Consider the following 16646-nt stretch of genomic DNA (forward strand, 5'->3'; position numbering starts at 1 on the left):
CCTGTCGTAAACATCGCTCTTATCTAAAAAAGAACATGAATCAAAGCTAAAATAATTTAGTATCTAGTTATTATTCCTAAGCTGATATGAGCGTAGCCCAATTGTTACCGACGTTGCGAAATCTTTCTCGTGCAGAAAAATTACAGATCATGCAGTTTTTAGTTCAAGAATTAGCCGCCGAAGAAGAAGCATTGTTGCTGAAACCAGGAACAACCTATCATGTGTGGTCTCCATATAATTCCCATGATGCGGCTCAGAAACTAGCCGCACTGCTCGAAGAAGACAAGCAGGTAAACGATGCTTAATGCTCAAAGGTTTCCCTTCATCGAAGGACGTGATGTATTTGGCGATATTGACGCAGTACCGTGCTTACCTCTGACACTAATTTACCGAAATTCTGTTGTAGAAGTTGCAGGGTTGTTAGACACTGGAGCCAGCATCAATGTTTTGCCATACAGTATAGGTATTCAGCTAGGAGCCGTTTGGGAAGAGATGAATACCTCCGTACAACTGGCTGGAAATCTTGCACCCGTAGAAGCAAAAGGATTAGTTGTGTCAGCCCAAATCGGCGCTTTTGCACCTGTGCGATTGGTGTTTGCTTGGAGCTTTACTGATGATGTGCCATTACTATTGGGGCGTATGAATTTTTTTCTGGAATTTGATGTCTGTTTCTACCGTTCCCAAATAGCATTTGAATTACGTCCAAAGTCTTAAGCTAACCGATTTGACACCTTATGGCACGCGATCGCAATCTATCGCCACAGTTTTATACAGACCAAGCGTAAAAATTAAGCTACCATATCCCCAATTGCCATTGTGCAAGGTATGTGGGGAGTAAAGCAGATGACGGAAAATATTAAGACACAGGATACAGACAATCTAATTATCATTGCCGACCAATTCACGCACACAGGGAAGGTTACAGGAATTAAATGCTTTGGCAATGGCAATATAAATGATACCTTCCTCGTTACCCTAGATTCTTTACAAGCAAAGCATTTTATCCTACAGCGCATCAATACGCGGGTGTTTAATCAGCCAGAATTGGTGATGCGTAATATGTGTATCTTCACCGAGCATGTTCACCAGCGTTTACAACAATCGCCCCTCAACCGTCGTTGGGAAGTTCCCCGTGTGTTGTTAACTAAGGATGCTCAAGACCATTACAAAGATGCTGACGGCTCCTTTTGGCGAGGAATCAGCTTTATTGAAAACTCCCAATCATTCGACACCTTGCAAGATGGGTCACGCGGGAGCGAAGTCGGCTATGCTTTGGGTATGTTTCATAACCTCATCAGCGACCTATCCCCAGAAAAACTCGCCGACACTTTAGAAGGGTTCCATATCACACCGCGCTACCTTCAGCAATACGAGGAAGTTTTAGCGAAAACTAGCGTGAGTAAATCAGCAGAAGTCAATTATTGTTTACAATTTGTGAGCGATCGCACCACTTTTGCACATATTCTAGAAGATGCCAAAGCCACAGGTAAGCTACCATTGCGCCTCATGCACGGCGATCCGAAAATTAATAACGTCATGTTCGACATTGACACCGACAAAGCCGTTAGCGTTATCGACCTAGACACCGTTAAGCCAGGTTTAGTACATTACGACATAGGCGATTGTTTGCGTTCCGGTTGCAATCCCGCCGGCGAAGAAACTCAACAATGGGAAACTGTCTATTTTGAGCCGGAACTTTGCCAAAGCATACTGCAAGGATACCTTGGTGTAGCCAAAGAATTTCTCACTGAGAATGATTATACCTATATATACGACGCCATCCGTTTGATTACATTTGAGTTGGGACTGAGATTTTTCGCTGATTATTTAGCAGGAAATGTTTATTTCAAAGTCAAGCACCCAGAACATAACCTTTCTAGGGCGCTTGTGCAGTTTGCGCTGACAAAGAGCATTGAAGCGCAAGAAGCAACAATTCGCAAGATTATTCAAGAAATGAAATGAACAAACAGACATTTTCCCTCCAACCCTTCGGCGCAAGTGAGCCACCTAATTTGAAAATAGAGGGTAATATTTCCCGTAATGAAAATTTACTCAGCATCAGTTACGCGCTTGTAGGCGATATCAAAGAAGTTGAAATTGCTGCGCCATCAGACACACCAGCGCGAAAGCATGAACTGTGGGAACATACCTGTTTTGAGTTTTTCTTTGGCGTCAAGAATTCGCCGCAGTATTGGGAATTCAACCTTTCCCCAGCGGGACACTGGAATATATATCATTTTGATGACTACCGTCAAGGGATGGTTGAGGAAACAAGTTTGACAAAACTTCCATTTAGTGTAAATCAGCTATCAGATGGTTTAACACTGGCGATAGATGTCGATTTAGATAAATTAAATATAAATAAAATTATTCCCCCAGAACAAGCCCTAGAAATTGCCATTACCACCGTCATCAAAGGCAAAGATGGTAAAGTGACATACTGGGCTTTGACTCATCCAGGCGCCGAGGCTGACTTTCACCGTCGGGATAGTTTCGTCATCGAATTGGGGACATAATACATAGAGGAATAAGAGCAAACCAACCCTTGAAAAATCATGAACATCCAACTGAAGCCCGAAGAAGAGCAATTTATTCAAACACAAATTGCCAGAGGTAAATATGAAAATCCGGAAGCAGTTATTAGTATAGCACTAAAACTATTAGGAGAGTGGGAAGAAGGCTATCAAAATTGGGTTGAAGAAACCCGTCAAAAAGTGGAAGTCGCTGCTGAACAGTTGGATAGAGGTGAAGGAATTGACGGGGAAGTCGTAGTCGAGCGACTACGGGAGAAACTGCGTAAAGCAAGAGAGCAGCAAGGATGAAACAACACATTATCTCCCCAGAGGCAAATCAAGATTTAGAAGAAATTAATTATTACTTTGATGGTAAACAGACCCGCGTTTTCGGGGTTTAGCAATGCTGTAAGGGTTTAGCAATGCTAAACCCCTACGACATCTCCGGTTTTTTGCAGCCTATATTTTGTGTTTTTTGTCAATGCGTAAGTCCTAAGAACTTTAAAAGCATAAGCAAGCTGGATTAATCCGCGTATTTTTACTGAACTAAGTTAGTAAAAGCAGGTTTGCGAGTTGCAAAAGTTAAAATACGAGTCAAAAACTTAATTTGCGAGTCGCAAAAGTTAAAATACGAGTCAAAAACTTAATTTGCGAGTCGCAAAAGTTAAAATACGAGTCAAAAACTTAATTTGCGAGTCGCAAAAGTTAAAATACGAGTCAAAAACTTAATTTGCGAGTCGCAAAAGTTAAAATACGAGTCAAAAACTTAATTTGCGAGTTGCAAAAGTTAAAATACGACTCCGTGACTCGTATTTCTTTGTCGCTAAACTTTTGCTACCACTCCTCCATTTGGTAGTTCAAATGTCGTTGTCGTAATTGGTAGATTTTCATCGGGGACGGTGGGTTTATCCAGTACCGATTCCGGTAAAAGTCGAAAGTTAGTCAGCCAGCGATCGCGGTTCAAGTCGCAGAGAACATAACCGCGCTGGCGACCGTTGAAATATTTCACCCAAGGGTTTTCGGGCAGAGCCTTTTCGATCCTATCGCTGGCGGTAAAATTAGACGTAATCGAAGTACCAACAAATTCAGTACCCACTACAGCAGACTCGGGATTATTAAAATCTGCGAGCAGGTTACTAACCCAACTAGAATGAGTATCACCGCTAATAACCACTGGATTATTGGGTTTGCGTTGTTGCAAAAACTTGAGAATCCGCGAGCGTGCAGCTACATAACCATCCCAAGCATCGAGGTTAAAAGATGTTTTTTCACCTTCAGTCGAATCATATTGGGTAAAAACCACCTGTTGGGCAATAACATTCCAGCGTGCTTGCGAGCGAGTGAGTCCAGCAAACAACCATTGTTCTTGCTTTTTTCCCGTCATCGTCGCACTTGGAGAAAGGGCTTCGTCGCAGCGGGGTTTTATACCGTCGTTACAAGGTTGGTCGGAGCGATACTGTCGAGTATCGAGAACGTTGAATTCTACCAAATCGCCGAAGGTGAGCCGGCGGTATAACTGCATTTTGTCTCCAGTTGGTTTTGCTCCTAAGCGCAAAGGCATATGTTCGTAATATGCTTGAAAAGCCGCAATCCGCCGTGCGAGAAACTGTTGCGGTGATTGTTTGTCTGGGTCTTGAGGAATATTACCAGCCCAATTGTTGTTTACTTCGTGGTCGTCCCAAGTCACCGCCCAAGGAGCATGGGCGTGGGCTGCTTGTAAATTTGGGTCAGTTTTGTATAAAGCATAACGATTGCGGTATTCATCTAACGTTACAATTTCTGCACCGTTATGCTGCCTAATTGTATTGGGTCTTGCTTGCCCTTCATATATATAGTCGCCAACGTGAATAATTAAATCCAGGTCTTCCCGTGCCATGTGCTTATAAGCCGCATAGTATCCGCTTTCCCAATTTTGGCAGGAAGCAAACGCAAAACGGAAGCGTTCGGTTTTTTGTCCTGGTGCTGGTGCTGTCCGAGTGCGACCAATTGGACTTACTTGAGTGCCTGTTTTAAATTGATACCAATACCATCGTCCGCTTTCGAGTCCGCGCACGTCAACATGTACCGAATGTGCGAGTTCAGGGGTGGCGATCGCCTGACCGCGTTGTACAATTTTACTCATCTTCTCATCCAGCGCAACTTGCCATTGCACGGGGACATTAACTGAAGGCATTCCACCCCCATTCAATGGGTCGGGAGCCAGCCGCGTCCACAGTAGCACGCTCGATGGTAGGGGATCGCCCGATGCAACACCAAGGCTGAATGGATCGGATTTAAATTTGGGTTGAGCGATAACTTTACTGAAAGATGATTGAGCGAGCGTGCTTGCTGTGACAATTCCCGCACCGTATATAAAGCGTCGGCGGTTGAATTGTGTAAATAGCAGCCGCTCCAAATCCCAAGGTTTCATCCTCGACACCTTTGTAGCAACGCCAAAATCATAAACCAAAATAGTGCTGTTTTGTTGGACTTTGGACATCAGATAACTTGTTGCCCAATAGATTTACTGATAAATAAAAATTTACATCGCATAAATATCACAATACAAATTTATTACTTCACGACCACCAAAGAGAAAATCACCGACTTTATTCTTAACCGATGTATCTCTTGCCATTTATTAACTCAAGCATCACAAAACCCTGATAAATCCTGGCATAAAAAACCAGCAGATGCATGTTAATGTTTTAATTTCGTTGTCTTCCCTTCGTGCTTTAGCCTATGCATCTGCATTATTTACACCCCCAACACCTTGAGGAATTAGTCAATGACAGTAGTATAGATTTACACTTAACCCAACTCAATTTTATGTCTCTCGATGGGAGTAATGCCTATGATTATCTGCTGATTTCTGATCTCATCCCGCGCACCAACAGCGGTATGGTAAAAAGTGGTTGGTTACAGCGTTATAATCACGTTACTGAAGGCGGTTGGTGGTGTTCTGGACTAGATCCCCTGAATGATTGGGAAATGATGGAGTGGGGATGCTTTAAGCCAAACCAACCCCGACAGAATCAAAAAGGTAAATCGATTAAATATGAGCATCCCCCCAGCACGCCAACGCGGCTATTTTGTCTGCGGGTACCGCTGCAGGTCTGGGAGCAAGTCGCCGAGCGTTATCATCTCACCATGCCAAATCATATCAGCATTGATGCCAATGGCGAAGCTGTAGGCTTTTGGGAATGGGTGAGGGAACAGAACATACCCGTGGTGATTTGCGAAGGGGTGAAAAAAGCAGCAGCGCTGTTGACTCAAGGTTACGCAGCTATTGCAATTCCGGGAATTACTAGTGGTTATCGGGTTGTCAAAGATGAATTTGGTAAAGTTACCCGTCGTCAGCTAATTCCTGATTTAGCAGTGTTTGCTATTAAACAGCGTAGCTTTTATATTTGCTTTGATTTTGAAACTCAACCTAAAACAATAGCAGCCGTTAATAATGCTATTTCACAACTTGGTAGTTTATTTCAAGAGAAAAATTGCCCTGTCAAAGTTATTGAATTACCGGGAATAGAAAAAGGCGTAGATGAGTTTATCGTCGCTAAAGGTGCTAGTAGCTTCGAGAAAATTTATCGCCAAAGTGTAGATTTAGAAGTTTATCTTGCTCAAACAAAACCCCATACCGAGTTAACTATTCCCGCTGCACTTACTGTCAACTGTCCTTATTTAGAGAATATACCTTTCCCTACATCTGGATTAGTGGGAGTAAAATCAGCAAAAGGGACTGGTAAAACCACAGGACTGCAAGCAGTTGTTAAACAAGCCAAAAGCAGAAATCAACCTATTTTATTAATTACTCACAGAATCCAATTAGGACGCTTTTTGTGTGATAAAATAGGTATCCAGTGGGGGATGGCGAGACTTGGAGATAAGGAAGATGCAAAAGTTATTTTTCCCAATCCCCCATCCCTGGTCACTGAGCGGAGCCGTTCGCGTAGCGTCTCGCAGAGAAGTGCAATTCCCAATACCCAATACCCCATACTTCGGCTTCGCTCAGTACAAGTGCCCAAATCCTTCGGTTTATGCGTTGATTCTCTTTGGAAATTGAATCCAGAAGATTGGCAAGGGGCGATAATAATTTTAGATGAAGTTGAGCAGTCTTTATGGCATTTACTCAACAGCAATACTTGTAAACAAAAGCGTGTTAAAATATTAAAAATATTTCAGCAATTAATTTCAACAGTTTTGGCAACTGGGGGGTTAGTGATTGCCCAGGATGCCGATTTATCGAATGTTTCTCTAGAATATTTGCAAGGATTAGCCGGAAGTAAAATCACGCCTTGGCTAATTATCAATCAATGGCAACCCCAGCGCGGCTGGGATGTAACTTTTTATGATTCTCCCAACCCAACACCGCTAATTCATCAGTTAGAATTAGATTTACTCGCCGGACGTAAATGTTATGTGACTACCGATAGTCGCACCGGGCGTTACAGTTGTGAAACCATTGAACGTTATCTCAAAGAACGTTTAGAAAAATTACGGCGACAATTTCCGACAACTCTCGTCATTAGCAGTCATACTACTAATACACCCGGTCACGCAGCGGTTGATTTTGTCGCAGCAATTAATCAAAAAATTTCTGAATATGACGCCGTTTTTGTCACTCCTAGTATCGGCACAGGAATTAGTATTGATGTCCAACATTTTGACCGAGTTTACGGAATTTTTCAAGGCGTAATTCCCGACTCAGAAGCGCGACAAGCCTTAGCCAGAGTCCGCGATAATGTGCCGCGTATTGTCTGGTGTGCGAAGCGAGGTATTGGTTTAATTGGCAGTGGTAGTACCAATTATCGCCTGTTGTCTGATTGGTATCAAGAAAATCAAAAAGATAATTTAGCTTTGCTGAGTCCCTTACATAAAATAGATGTAGATTTACCCTTAGTTTATGACCCAGTGCATTTGCGGACTTGGGCAAAATTGTCAGCCAGGGTTAATGCTTCTATTCGCCTTTATCGTCAATCGATGGAAGAAGGCTTAATTGCTGACGGTCATCAAATCTGGACGCGCAGTAATGCTGTTCACAATAATATTATTCGCGATTTACGCCTAGCATTATTTGCGACAGATTCCGAGGATGTAGAAACTCGCAAGCGGTTAATTTTAGAAATTTTCAAAGTCGAAAAAGATTGGGAACAAAGTCGCCAAAAAGCCAAAGAAATTAAACGCAAAATCAAAGACATTAAGCAACGCAACCAACTTGCGGGAGCTAACGCTGTCGCCGATGCTAGGGATATTGATTATGTCGAATATGACCAGCTATTAGCCAAGCATTCCTTAACTGATGAAGAACGTCACCAAATCCATAAATATATCATCAGACAAAGATATGGTATTCAAGTTACCCCCACACTAAAATTGCAAGACGATAAAGGATATTATGCTCAATTGTTGACTCACTATTATCTCACCCACGAAAGTGAATATTTTCACATCAGAGATGAGCAAGAATGGCAACAGCAATTATATTGGGGGGAAGGTAAAGTTTTTCTGCCAGATTTAAAAACATACACCCTGAAAGTTGAAGCGATGAGAGCTTTAGGAATGGTGCAATTTATCGAATCAGCCAGAGAATTTCGAGAAAATGATGCTGATTTAGTTATCCTAAAAAATGTAGTGATTCAGAATAGTAAACACATCAAACGGGCGCTTGGTATTAACTTAGTGCGGGAAAAAGAGCAGATTTCCTCCATCAAAATCCTCAACCGACTATTGAATTTATTGGGCTTGAAGCTGGTGCAGGTCAATCAGGTTTATCAAATCGACCCAGAAATGCTCTATGATGGTAGAGAGAAAATCTTTGCAGTGTGGTATCAACGGGATGAGTTGATGTTGGCTAAAGTCAAGAGTGTTGGCGGTGAAATGACAGATTATTCTGCAGACTGGAAACTTGAGAATATACAATCTCAGAATATTTGTAAGTTGACTTGAAGAACGTAGACGCAGCCTTCTCGGAGAGCGTTGTAAGGGTTTAGCAATGCTAAACCCCTACGACATCTCCGGTTTTTTGCAGCACATATTTTGTGTTTTTTGTAAATGCGTAAGTCCTATCCCAGTCACAGACTCCATCTCGTTCCCAGTCTCAGACTCCATCTCGTTCCCAGTCTCAGACTGGGAACGCATTAAAGGAGGCTCCGCCTCCAATACAGGTAAGTTAGGCTCGAATGATATACACTGTAGGGGCACGGCATTGCCGTGCCCTTACGGGAAATCTATATGTATCAGATCTTTCCAACTCCCCACAGACTACAGAGTTTTAGCATCTGACGCACCCTACTAATGTGCCAGTTGCGTAACTCCTAATTTATTTCCCCGCTCAAAACCTACGCAATATTGCTATCCCGCGTCATTCCAAGCTCTAATTGTTTCTATGACAATACCAGCAGGAGCAAATAAAACCTTTACCGTCTCAATACCTGCTGCTGTCACCGCTCTTTTCAACCGTATTTTGAGTGTTGGATGACTTTGGATGACTTGCTCAATCGCTTGCTTATTCTTAAGTATCGGATGGCTCTCAACAGCTTGAGCAACAATTGGCTGCGCCTCAATAGGCGTTGGTTTATTCTGCTCTATTTGAGCCAGCAATTGCTCAAGCAGTTTTTCTAATTCAGCAATATCTGCTTGCGAGTAATTATGTTGAGTACCAATATTATCACCTTCAATATTTCCAGTAACGCTACCTGTAATGTTGTGAAAGGTTGCACCGCTTAAATCAATTTTAGGTTGGTCTGACATAGTTTTAAAATGTTCGGTAAGTTCGTTTAGAGGTTTGATCAACGGATGACTCTTATTCTCCTCGATTGGAGGAGTCTGAGTGATGTCATAATTATAAAACTTGCAGCGCTCTTGAATGTTTAAAATAATATTGTGATTATCAGTAATCCCATTTAATAGTAACTTCCATATTTGAGCCAGATTTTTAGCCTCAGCAATTTTTTTTAAGGCAGATTCGGCACTCATACAAACAAATACATCTGCATCTTGTAAAGCATTAATTAACTCATGTACTGCCCCCTCATTGCCGATTTTTCCTAATGCTTCTGCGGCACTCCTGCGAACATCTGAATCTGCATCTTGTAAAGCCTTAATTAACGCATCCACTGCCCGCTTATTGCCGATTCGTCCTAATGCTTCTGCGGCTCTACTACGAACATTTGAATCTCCATATTGTAAAGCATTAATAAACGCATCTACTGCCCGCTCATTGCCGACTTGTTCTAATGCATATGCGGCACTCCTACGAACATCTAAATTTGCATCTTGTAAAGCGTTAATCAACGCATTCACTGCCCGCTTATTGCCGATTTTTCCTAATGCATATGCGGCTTTGCTAACAATAGTTGAATCTGCATCTTCTAAAGCGTTAATAAACGCATCTACTGCCCGCTCATCGCCGATATTTCCTAATGCATATGCAGCACTCCTGCGAACATTTGAATCTCCATATTGTAAAGCATTAATTAACGCATCTACTGCCCGCTTATTGCCGATTCGTCCTAGTGCTTCTGCGGCACTTACACTTATGCGAACATCTGAATCCGCATCTTGTAAAGCCTTAATCAACACATCAACTGCCCGCTCATTGCCGATTTTTTCTAATGCATATGCGGCACTCCTCCGAACATCTAAATTTGCATCTTTTAAAGCGTTAATTAACGCATCTACTGCCCGCTCATCGCCGATTCGTTCTAATGCTTCTGCGGCACTCCTCCGAACATCTACATTTGCATCTTTTAAAGCCTTAATTAACGCATCTAGTGCCCGCTCATTGCGAATTTTTCCTAATATACATACGGCATTAATAACAATATTTGAATCTGTAGCTTGTAAAGCGTTAATCAACGCATCCACTGCCCGCTCGTTGCCGATTTTTCCTAATGCATATGCGGCACTGCTACCAACATCTGAATCTACATCTTGCAAAGCGTCAATCAACGCATCCACTGCCCGCTCATTGCCGATTTTTCCTAATGCATATGCGGCAATCCTATGAATATCAGAATCTGCATCTTGTAAAGCGTCAATCAACACATCTACTGCCCGCTCATTGCCAATTTTTCCTAATGCATATGCGGCACTCCTACGAATATCTGAATCTGCATTTTGTAAATCCTTAATCAAGTCATCTACTGCCTGCTCATTGGGGATTTTTCCTAATGCGTATACGCTATTATTACGAACCGATGAATCTGCATATTGTAAAGCTTTTGTAACCTCATAGACTGCCCACCCATTGCGGATTTCTTTTAAGGCATATTCGGCACTATTACGAACCGATGAATCTGCATCTTGTAAAGCCTTAGTTAACGCATCTAATGCCCGCTCATTGCCGATTTTTCCTAATGCATATGCGGCACTCCTACGAACATATGAATCTGCATCTTGTAAGCTTTTAATTAAAAAGTCAATAGCGAAATTGGATCGCGTCTCGCGGAGAAAATGTATCTTTAATATTTCACGAATGTTTAAATCTATGATTAAACTAACTGTTTGCTTCTGAAACTCCTGCTTTACCTCTCCTGTCAACCTGGCTCCTAACAACAAATCAACTTCCAGCGATAAGTTCACAATCTTCTCAGCTTGCTGGAGACTATCCACCAAAGCCAACATTAGCGCCAGGGGTTCTGTCCACTTTAAGTAATTGAGATAATTCCGTTTTAGTTGGTCATCATTGAGTGTTGGTAATTGTCGCAGCAAGTATTCGGCGGCGTAATATTCTTGTAGCAATTGGTGGCGGAATTCAATTTTGTTATTGCTGACTGGTTGGATGAGGTGATGCTTTAGCAAATCGTTTAACCAGTTTTTAGCACAATTGTAGGGGTCAGGTCTCTTTTTCTGCTCTAAAAATTCACCGAGAATATCCTCAGCTTCTTTCTTGGATATAGTCAGGCGCAGTTCTGTTGGCGCACCGCTATCCATCATCTGGAAAGCTAACTTTTGCAATAAGTCAGAACACCAATTATGATAAGCCTCAGAGGCTGGAACATCACCTTTAAGTTGTGTGTCATAGATATAGGCAAAGTTCTGAAACGCCGACCCCAAATTAGTAGGAATTTTACCGTTTTCTTGGGCATAAACTCGGCATAGCATCCACAATAGTAGGGGGGTTTCGGCAAATTTCCGCAGGCGATTATTTAATTGTTTTAACATCTGCTCAGAATTTTGCTCCAGATACCTGCGGACAAAATTCTGCATTTGAGTTTCTGTCAGGGGTTGCATTTCTAGTTGTTTGGTAATACCAAAGTCTCCCCCAAGACTCAAATCTCGTGTGGTGAAAATCATCGGTGTCCGGCTATATTGTCGCCGAAATTCTTTTAGCTCTTTTCTGGAATCATCATTGGGTAATTCGTTCAAGCCATCAACTAGCAATAATAATTTTTGACTTTTGAGCAGGCTTTCAATTTCATCTTTCTGCAGTGTTAAGCCATGTTCATCAAAAAAATTCTCAATGAGAGCTAGTACAGAATTTTGATATTCACGCAATCTCACCAGTACGGGTATGTGAACTAACCCCTCAACTCCCTTGTTTGCTTCTTCCCATAACAGTCTTTCTAAGGCGGTGGATTTTCCGGAGCCTGGTTTACCTACTAATAATACATGATTGGTCGCATATTTACGTATAGCCTCAATTACGGGTAGGCGCTCAGGTTTTTCTTGTTTTTCTTGTTTTTCTTGATTCTGTAAGCTTTGCACCATCAACCTCATATCAAAGGTTTCGCGCTGCTTGCCTTCCGTATCCGTTAAAGTGTATACATTCGCCCTGTCATAATAATCAGCGGCGATAGTTTCGAGATAGGTTTGCAGCTCTTGATGGGGTATATTTACCATATCGACAGGCTAGCTTGGTAATTATCGGCACAATGGGCTTCCAACTCAAAAATATCCTATCGCATTTGCAGAAGCTTTAGCATTGGGAATCAACTCAAGCCACAGAAGCAACCCTGATACCTATAGATTTCTCGTAGGGGCACGGCACTGCCGTGCCCTTACCAACATATTGGTATCATGATTAAAGTGAAACGGTATAACCAATGACAAATGACCAATAACAAACGCTATTGCAATCAGTCTAATATAGAAATAACAGGGTTATTTTATGAAAAATCAGGGTATTAAACGGGAATGACAGAGCATACAATATTGATTACAGGATGTAATCGTAGACTTGGCTATTTACTAAGTTGTCATTTTTTGGCGCGAGGTTTTTCTGTTTTAGCGCATTATCGCACTCCATCCGCCGAAACAGAATGGTTACAGAACCAAGGCGCAATTTTATTACAAGCAGATTTTAGTTATCCTGAACAAATCATTAATCTAATTGAAAAAGTGAAATTTCAGACAGATAAATTACGTGCTATTGTTCACAATGCTTCTACTTTTTGTCTTAATGAAACCACAATAGAGGCAATGTTAAACCAGTATGATGCTTTATATCGTGTTCACATGGTAGCTCCAGCATTGATTAATACTGAATTAAAAGCGCATCTGGAACGAGGGGCGCAACCTTATGCAGATATTATTCATATTACTGATATTTATGCCAATCGCCCTGATCCCAATTTTTCCCTTTACTGTTCGACAAAAGCTGGTCTGGAGAATTTAAGCCTTTCTTTCGCCAAAAGCTTTGCACCCAAGATTAAAGTTAATACTATTCAACCGGGTTTAGCTAAGTTTTTGTCAACCCATGACGAGGTTCAGAAAGAGAAAACTTTAAGTCAAATACCTTTGGGACGGGAAGGAGGTTTTGAGCCAATCATTGAGACAGTGGATTATTTATTGTCCAACCAGTATGTTACGGGTAGTGTGATCAAAGTAGATGGTGGTTTTTCACTAGACTAATTTAAAACTTACGCAGGAGCTACCACCTTACCTCATGACGAGCGGAGCGTAGTAATCGCAAAGGCTGATTTTTCGTCACAACTGCGTAAGTCCTATTACTCCCTTCCCGGTCTAAGATTACCTATAATTTTCCTTCTTTGCGCCTTTGCGCCTTCTCTGCGAGACGCTACGCGAATGCGTGAGCTAAAAATTATTTCCCTACGGGACGCTCCGCGAACGGTAATCTTCCAGCGGTTCGGGAGTAATTATCGGAGCGCTATTAGCGGAGCTTTCCCGCAGGGTAGCGCAACTACGAACAAATCAAGTTACCCAGCATTGTTAGCTTGGTGCTAGAATCATTTTTCTCAATCTTGCATTTTCTCAATAAGGCTAGTCCCGCGATTTCAAACTATTTGTTTAGCCGGATAAATTTTTAGATACCCCTAAATCCACACGATATGATACCAGCTTCCGGGGCACGGCATTGCCGTGCCCCCACTCGCTCCTACATGTGTCAGCGTTTTAGTGGTATTGTATAAGACTTTGAAATCGCGGGACTAGGGTGGGCACTGCCCACACTACGAAATAATAATGATTATGGACTTTAATTTTCGCAATAAGATGCAATACGATTTTATTGGTGATATTTTCCGAAGATCCTCCACACCCCCGATAGAGGTTTGGGAAAGATCAAAAATTAACTGAACCGTATTGCAATAAGATCATGGTGCAAGATATGAATTTCAAAACTTGTCGTGAACAATCCCGATGCTTACAGTTAGGGACTGTCAAAACCCCAAAAAAGTTATATGAATGCTGAAGATTATTTAAACCAGGGATTAAACAAAAATTTACAAGGGGATTATCAAGAAGCGATCGCCGCTTACACCCAAGCGCTAGAGCTAAATCCCGACTATGCAGAAGCTTACTATAATCGCGGTATTATCCGCAGTGGTACTCTCAAAGATTATCACGGTGCGATCGCCGATTTTCAACGGGCAATAGAAATCAATCCCAATTTGGCTACAGCCTACTGCAACCGAGGGAATGCGCGTTACTCTTTAGAAGATTATGAGGGTGCGATCGCCGATCATCATCTGGCTTTACAAATCAATCCCAATCTGGCTGAATCTTATCACGGTCGCGGTAATGCTTACTTTGCTTTGGGAAATTATGACCAAGCAATTGCCGATTATCACCAAGCAGTCGAGATTAATAGCCAATTAACTGATTATATCACAATTGATATTGCCAATGCCTACCATAATCGCGGTGTGGCTCGTTGCGATTTAGGCGATAATCAGGGAGCGATCGCCGATTTTAACCAAGCTTTGCAACTACATCCTAATTTTGCCGCCGCTTATAGCAATCGCGGTAATATTCACCATCTTTTAGGAGAATATCACCAAGCGATGGCTGATCACGAACAAGCATTGCAGTTAGCTCCTCATCTAGCGGAGGCTTATCATAACCGAGGTAATGCCCGCTATGCTTTAGCAGACTATCACGGAGCGATTGCCGATTACAACCGCACCCTAGAAATTAACCCCAATTTTGCGGGAGCATACTATAATCGCGGTCTAGTTTTCGCTCACCTCAAAGACTATCACCGCGCTATCGCCGATTTTAATCTAGCAATTCAATTAAATCCTGATGATGTCCAAGCATACTGCGAACGCGGTCTAGTTCGTAGCGCTCAGGGAGACTATCAAGGCGCAATTACAGATTATAATCAGGCATTGCAAGAAAATCCCACCCTAGCTTTAGTCTACGGCTTTCGCGCAAATGCTCGCCGCCGACTCGCAGACTATCAAGGCGCCATTGAAGACAGTAATCGACTACTACAACTCAATCCTCATCTGGCCCAGGGATACTGCGATCGCGCTGCAGCTCGTCGTTGTTTAGCAGATTATCAAGGAGCAATTAGAGATTATAGCACAGCATTGCAAATTAATCCTAATTTAGGCGAAGCTTACTATGGTCGAGGTATTGCCCACGAAGGATTAGAAGATTTCCCAGAAGCAATAGCAGATTACACACTCGCTATCGAGATTGCGCCTAACTTTTCTGCAGCTTACTGCAATCGCGGTAACGCCCATCGCCTTTTAGGAGATGAAAGACGAGCGATCGCCGATTACACCCAAGCATTAAAAATTCATCCCGATTTAATTGAAGCCTATTATAACCGAGGTTCTACCCGCTATACCATAGAAGATTATCAAGGTGCGATCGCCGATTACACCCAAGCCTTGCGACTAAATCCCGACTCTGCCACATTTTACAGCGCTCGCGGTAATGCTCGCTATGCCACAGAAGACTATCAAGGAGCCAAAGAAGATTACAATCAAGCAATTGCTATCGACTCCAGCCTTGCTGAAGACTGGTTCAACCGAGGTCGCAGCCGTTCTTGGTTGGGAGACTTAAAAGGAGCCATAACAGACTTAAACCAAGCCTTGCTGCTTCAGCCTGATTGGGCTACAGCCTATATAGTCCGCGCTGATGTCCGCCGGAACTTAGGCGACTATCAAGGCGCAATTGCCGATTTCGAGAAATCCGCTGACCTATATTATACAGTAGGCAACACACAATATTCTCGTCAAATTCGCGAATTGATCAGAGAACTTCAGGAGCAGCAGGATTGACACTGTAGACACTGTAGGGTGCGTGACGCAGCGATAAATATTGTACGCAGTCGCAAGACTTATGGCGTCACGCACCATTATTTAAATGTGACACGTAAGTAAGTCCTATGATATCTAAACTAATAAATAAAACAATATGAAAAAGATTACACCAACGGAATTGAGTAATAATATTGATCGTCTACTGGATGAGATACTAGAAACAGGTATTCCATTAGAAATTAACAAAAATGGAAAGTTGTTAAAAATTGTTCCTATAGAAAAAAAAGATAAACTTAAAAATTTGACTTTTAAACCGGATGTCATTCAAGGAAACCCAGACGATTTAGTCAATATCAGTTGGGAGAGTTTCTCAAGAGTCAAGTGTCAAAAGTAGGACTTTACAGCCATTTTCAGGTAAATAGACCACAGGGTAGGGGCGCAAGGCCTTGCGCCCCTACGAAGATCTGTGGTTCAAATGAATGAAAATCGCTGTAAGTATGATACAAATACGTTGGTAGGGGCACGGCAATGCCGTGCCCCTACTGGCTTCTATATGTATCATAGTTTTGGTGAAATGGTATAAGTCCTAAAAAGATCCGGACTTTTGACACTTGACTCTTGATCTTCAAGACAGAAGATATATAGCGTTTCTCGCCCTAGTGAGGTACATCGGTAAGGGCACGGCACTGCCGTG

The 16646-nt window shown here is 42.3% G+C and carries 11 protein-coding genes; 9 read left to right on the forward strand and 2 right to left on the reverse strand.

Annotated features, from left to right (window positions below; translation table 11 throughout):
* The first annotated feature begins 86 nt into the window (after positions 1–86).
* The 5 genes from HEQ19_07635 to HEQ19_07655 all read left to right on the forward strand — a co-directional run bounded on the left by HEQ19_07635 (position 87) and on the right by HEQ19_07655 (position 2822).
* Entirely contained in the window at positions 87–305 is a 219-nt protein-coding gene (locus HEQ19_07635) for a hypothetical protein (protein WYL99417.1), read from the forward strand.
* Entirely contained in the window at positions 298–714 is a 417-nt protein-coding gene (locus HEQ19_07640; GenBank protein ID WYL99418.1) for a retroviral-like aspartic protease, read from the forward strand. The genes HEQ19_07635 and HEQ19_07640 overlap by 8 nt, the downstream gene beginning before the upstream one ends.
* 129 nt (positions 715–843) lie before the next feature.
* Positions 844–1962, forward strand: a complete 1119-nt coding sequence (locus HEQ19_07645; GenBank protein WYL99419.1) for an aminoglycoside phosphotransferase family protein — start codon at positions 844–846, stop codon at positions 1960–1962.
* Positions 1959–2516: a DOMON-like domain-containing protein gene (locus HEQ19_07650; GenBank protein ID WYL99420.1), complete on the forward strand. Its 558-nt coding sequence runs from the start codon at positions 1959–1961 to the stop codon at positions 2514–2516. The genes HEQ19_07645 and HEQ19_07650 overlap by 4 nt, the downstream gene beginning before the upstream one ends.
* 39 nt (positions 2517–2555) lie before the next feature.
* Complete coding sequence (locus HEQ19_07655; protein ID WYL99421.1) at positions 2556–2822, forward strand: type II toxin-antitoxin system ParD family antitoxin; 267 nt, start codon at positions 2556–2558, stop codon at positions 2820–2822.
* 514 nt (positions 2823–3336) lie between these two features.
* On the opposite strand, the gene HEQ19_07660 is transcribed toward HEQ19_07655, so the two are convergent.
* Positions 3337–4923 (reverse strand): alkaline phosphatase D family protein, encoded by a 1587-nt coding sequence (locus HEQ19_07660; protein WYM03300.1) that lies wholly within the window; start codon positions 4921–4923, stop codon positions 3337–3339.
* A 311-nt stretch (positions 4924–5234) separates the two neighbouring features.
* Here HEQ19_07660 and HEQ19_07665 point away from each other — a divergent pair, with 311 nt between their 5' ends.
* Complete coding sequence (locus HEQ19_07665; GenBank protein ID WYL99422.1) at positions 5235–8441, forward strand: plasmid replication protein, CyRepA1 family; 3207 nt, start codon at positions 5235–5237, stop codon at positions 8439–8441.
* A 405-nt stretch (positions 8442–8846) separates the two neighbouring features.
* Here the strand turns inward: HEQ19_07665 and HEQ19_07670 are convergent, their stop codons facing one another.
* A complete protein-coding gene (locus tag HEQ19_07670; GenBank protein WYL99423.1) occupies positions 8847–12338 on the reverse strand; it encodes a HEAT repeat domain-containing protein in 3492 nt (1163 codons plus the stop codon).
* 294 nt (positions 12339–12632) lie between these two features.
* On the opposite strand from HEQ19_07670, the gene HEQ19_07675 reads away from it, so the two are divergent.
* The 3 genes from HEQ19_07675 to HEQ19_07685 all read left to right on the forward strand — a co-directional run bounded on the left by HEQ19_07675 (position 12633) and on the right by HEQ19_07685 (position 16346).
* On the forward strand, positions 12633–13349 hold the full coding sequence (locus HEQ19_07675; GenBank protein ID WYL99424.1) for an SDR family oxidoreductase: 717 nt from the start codon (positions 12633–12635) through the stop codon (positions 13347–13349).
* Positions 13350–14137: 788 nt separating this feature from the next.
* Positions 14138–15970 carry a tetratricopeptide repeat protein gene (locus tag HEQ19_07680; GenBank protein ID WYL99425.1) on the forward strand — a complete coding sequence of 611 codons (1833 nt, stop codon included), beginning with the start codon at positions 14138–14140 and terminating at the stop codon, positions 15968–15970.
* Positions 15971–16106: 136 nt separating this feature from the next.
* Complete coding sequence (locus HEQ19_07685) at positions 16107–16346, forward strand: type II toxin-antitoxin system Phd/YefM family antitoxin (GenBank protein ID WYL99426.1); 240 nt, start codon at positions 16107–16109, stop codon at positions 16344–16346.
* Positions 16347–16646: the final 300 nt, after the last annotated feature.

Origin of the sequence: Gloeotrichia echinulata CP02 (assembly GCA_038087035.1) — a bacterium.
In the GTDB taxonomy this organism is placed as follows: Bacteria; Cyanobacteriota; Cyanobacteriia; order Cyanobacteriales; family Nostocaceae; genus Gloeotrichia; species Gloeotrichia echinulata.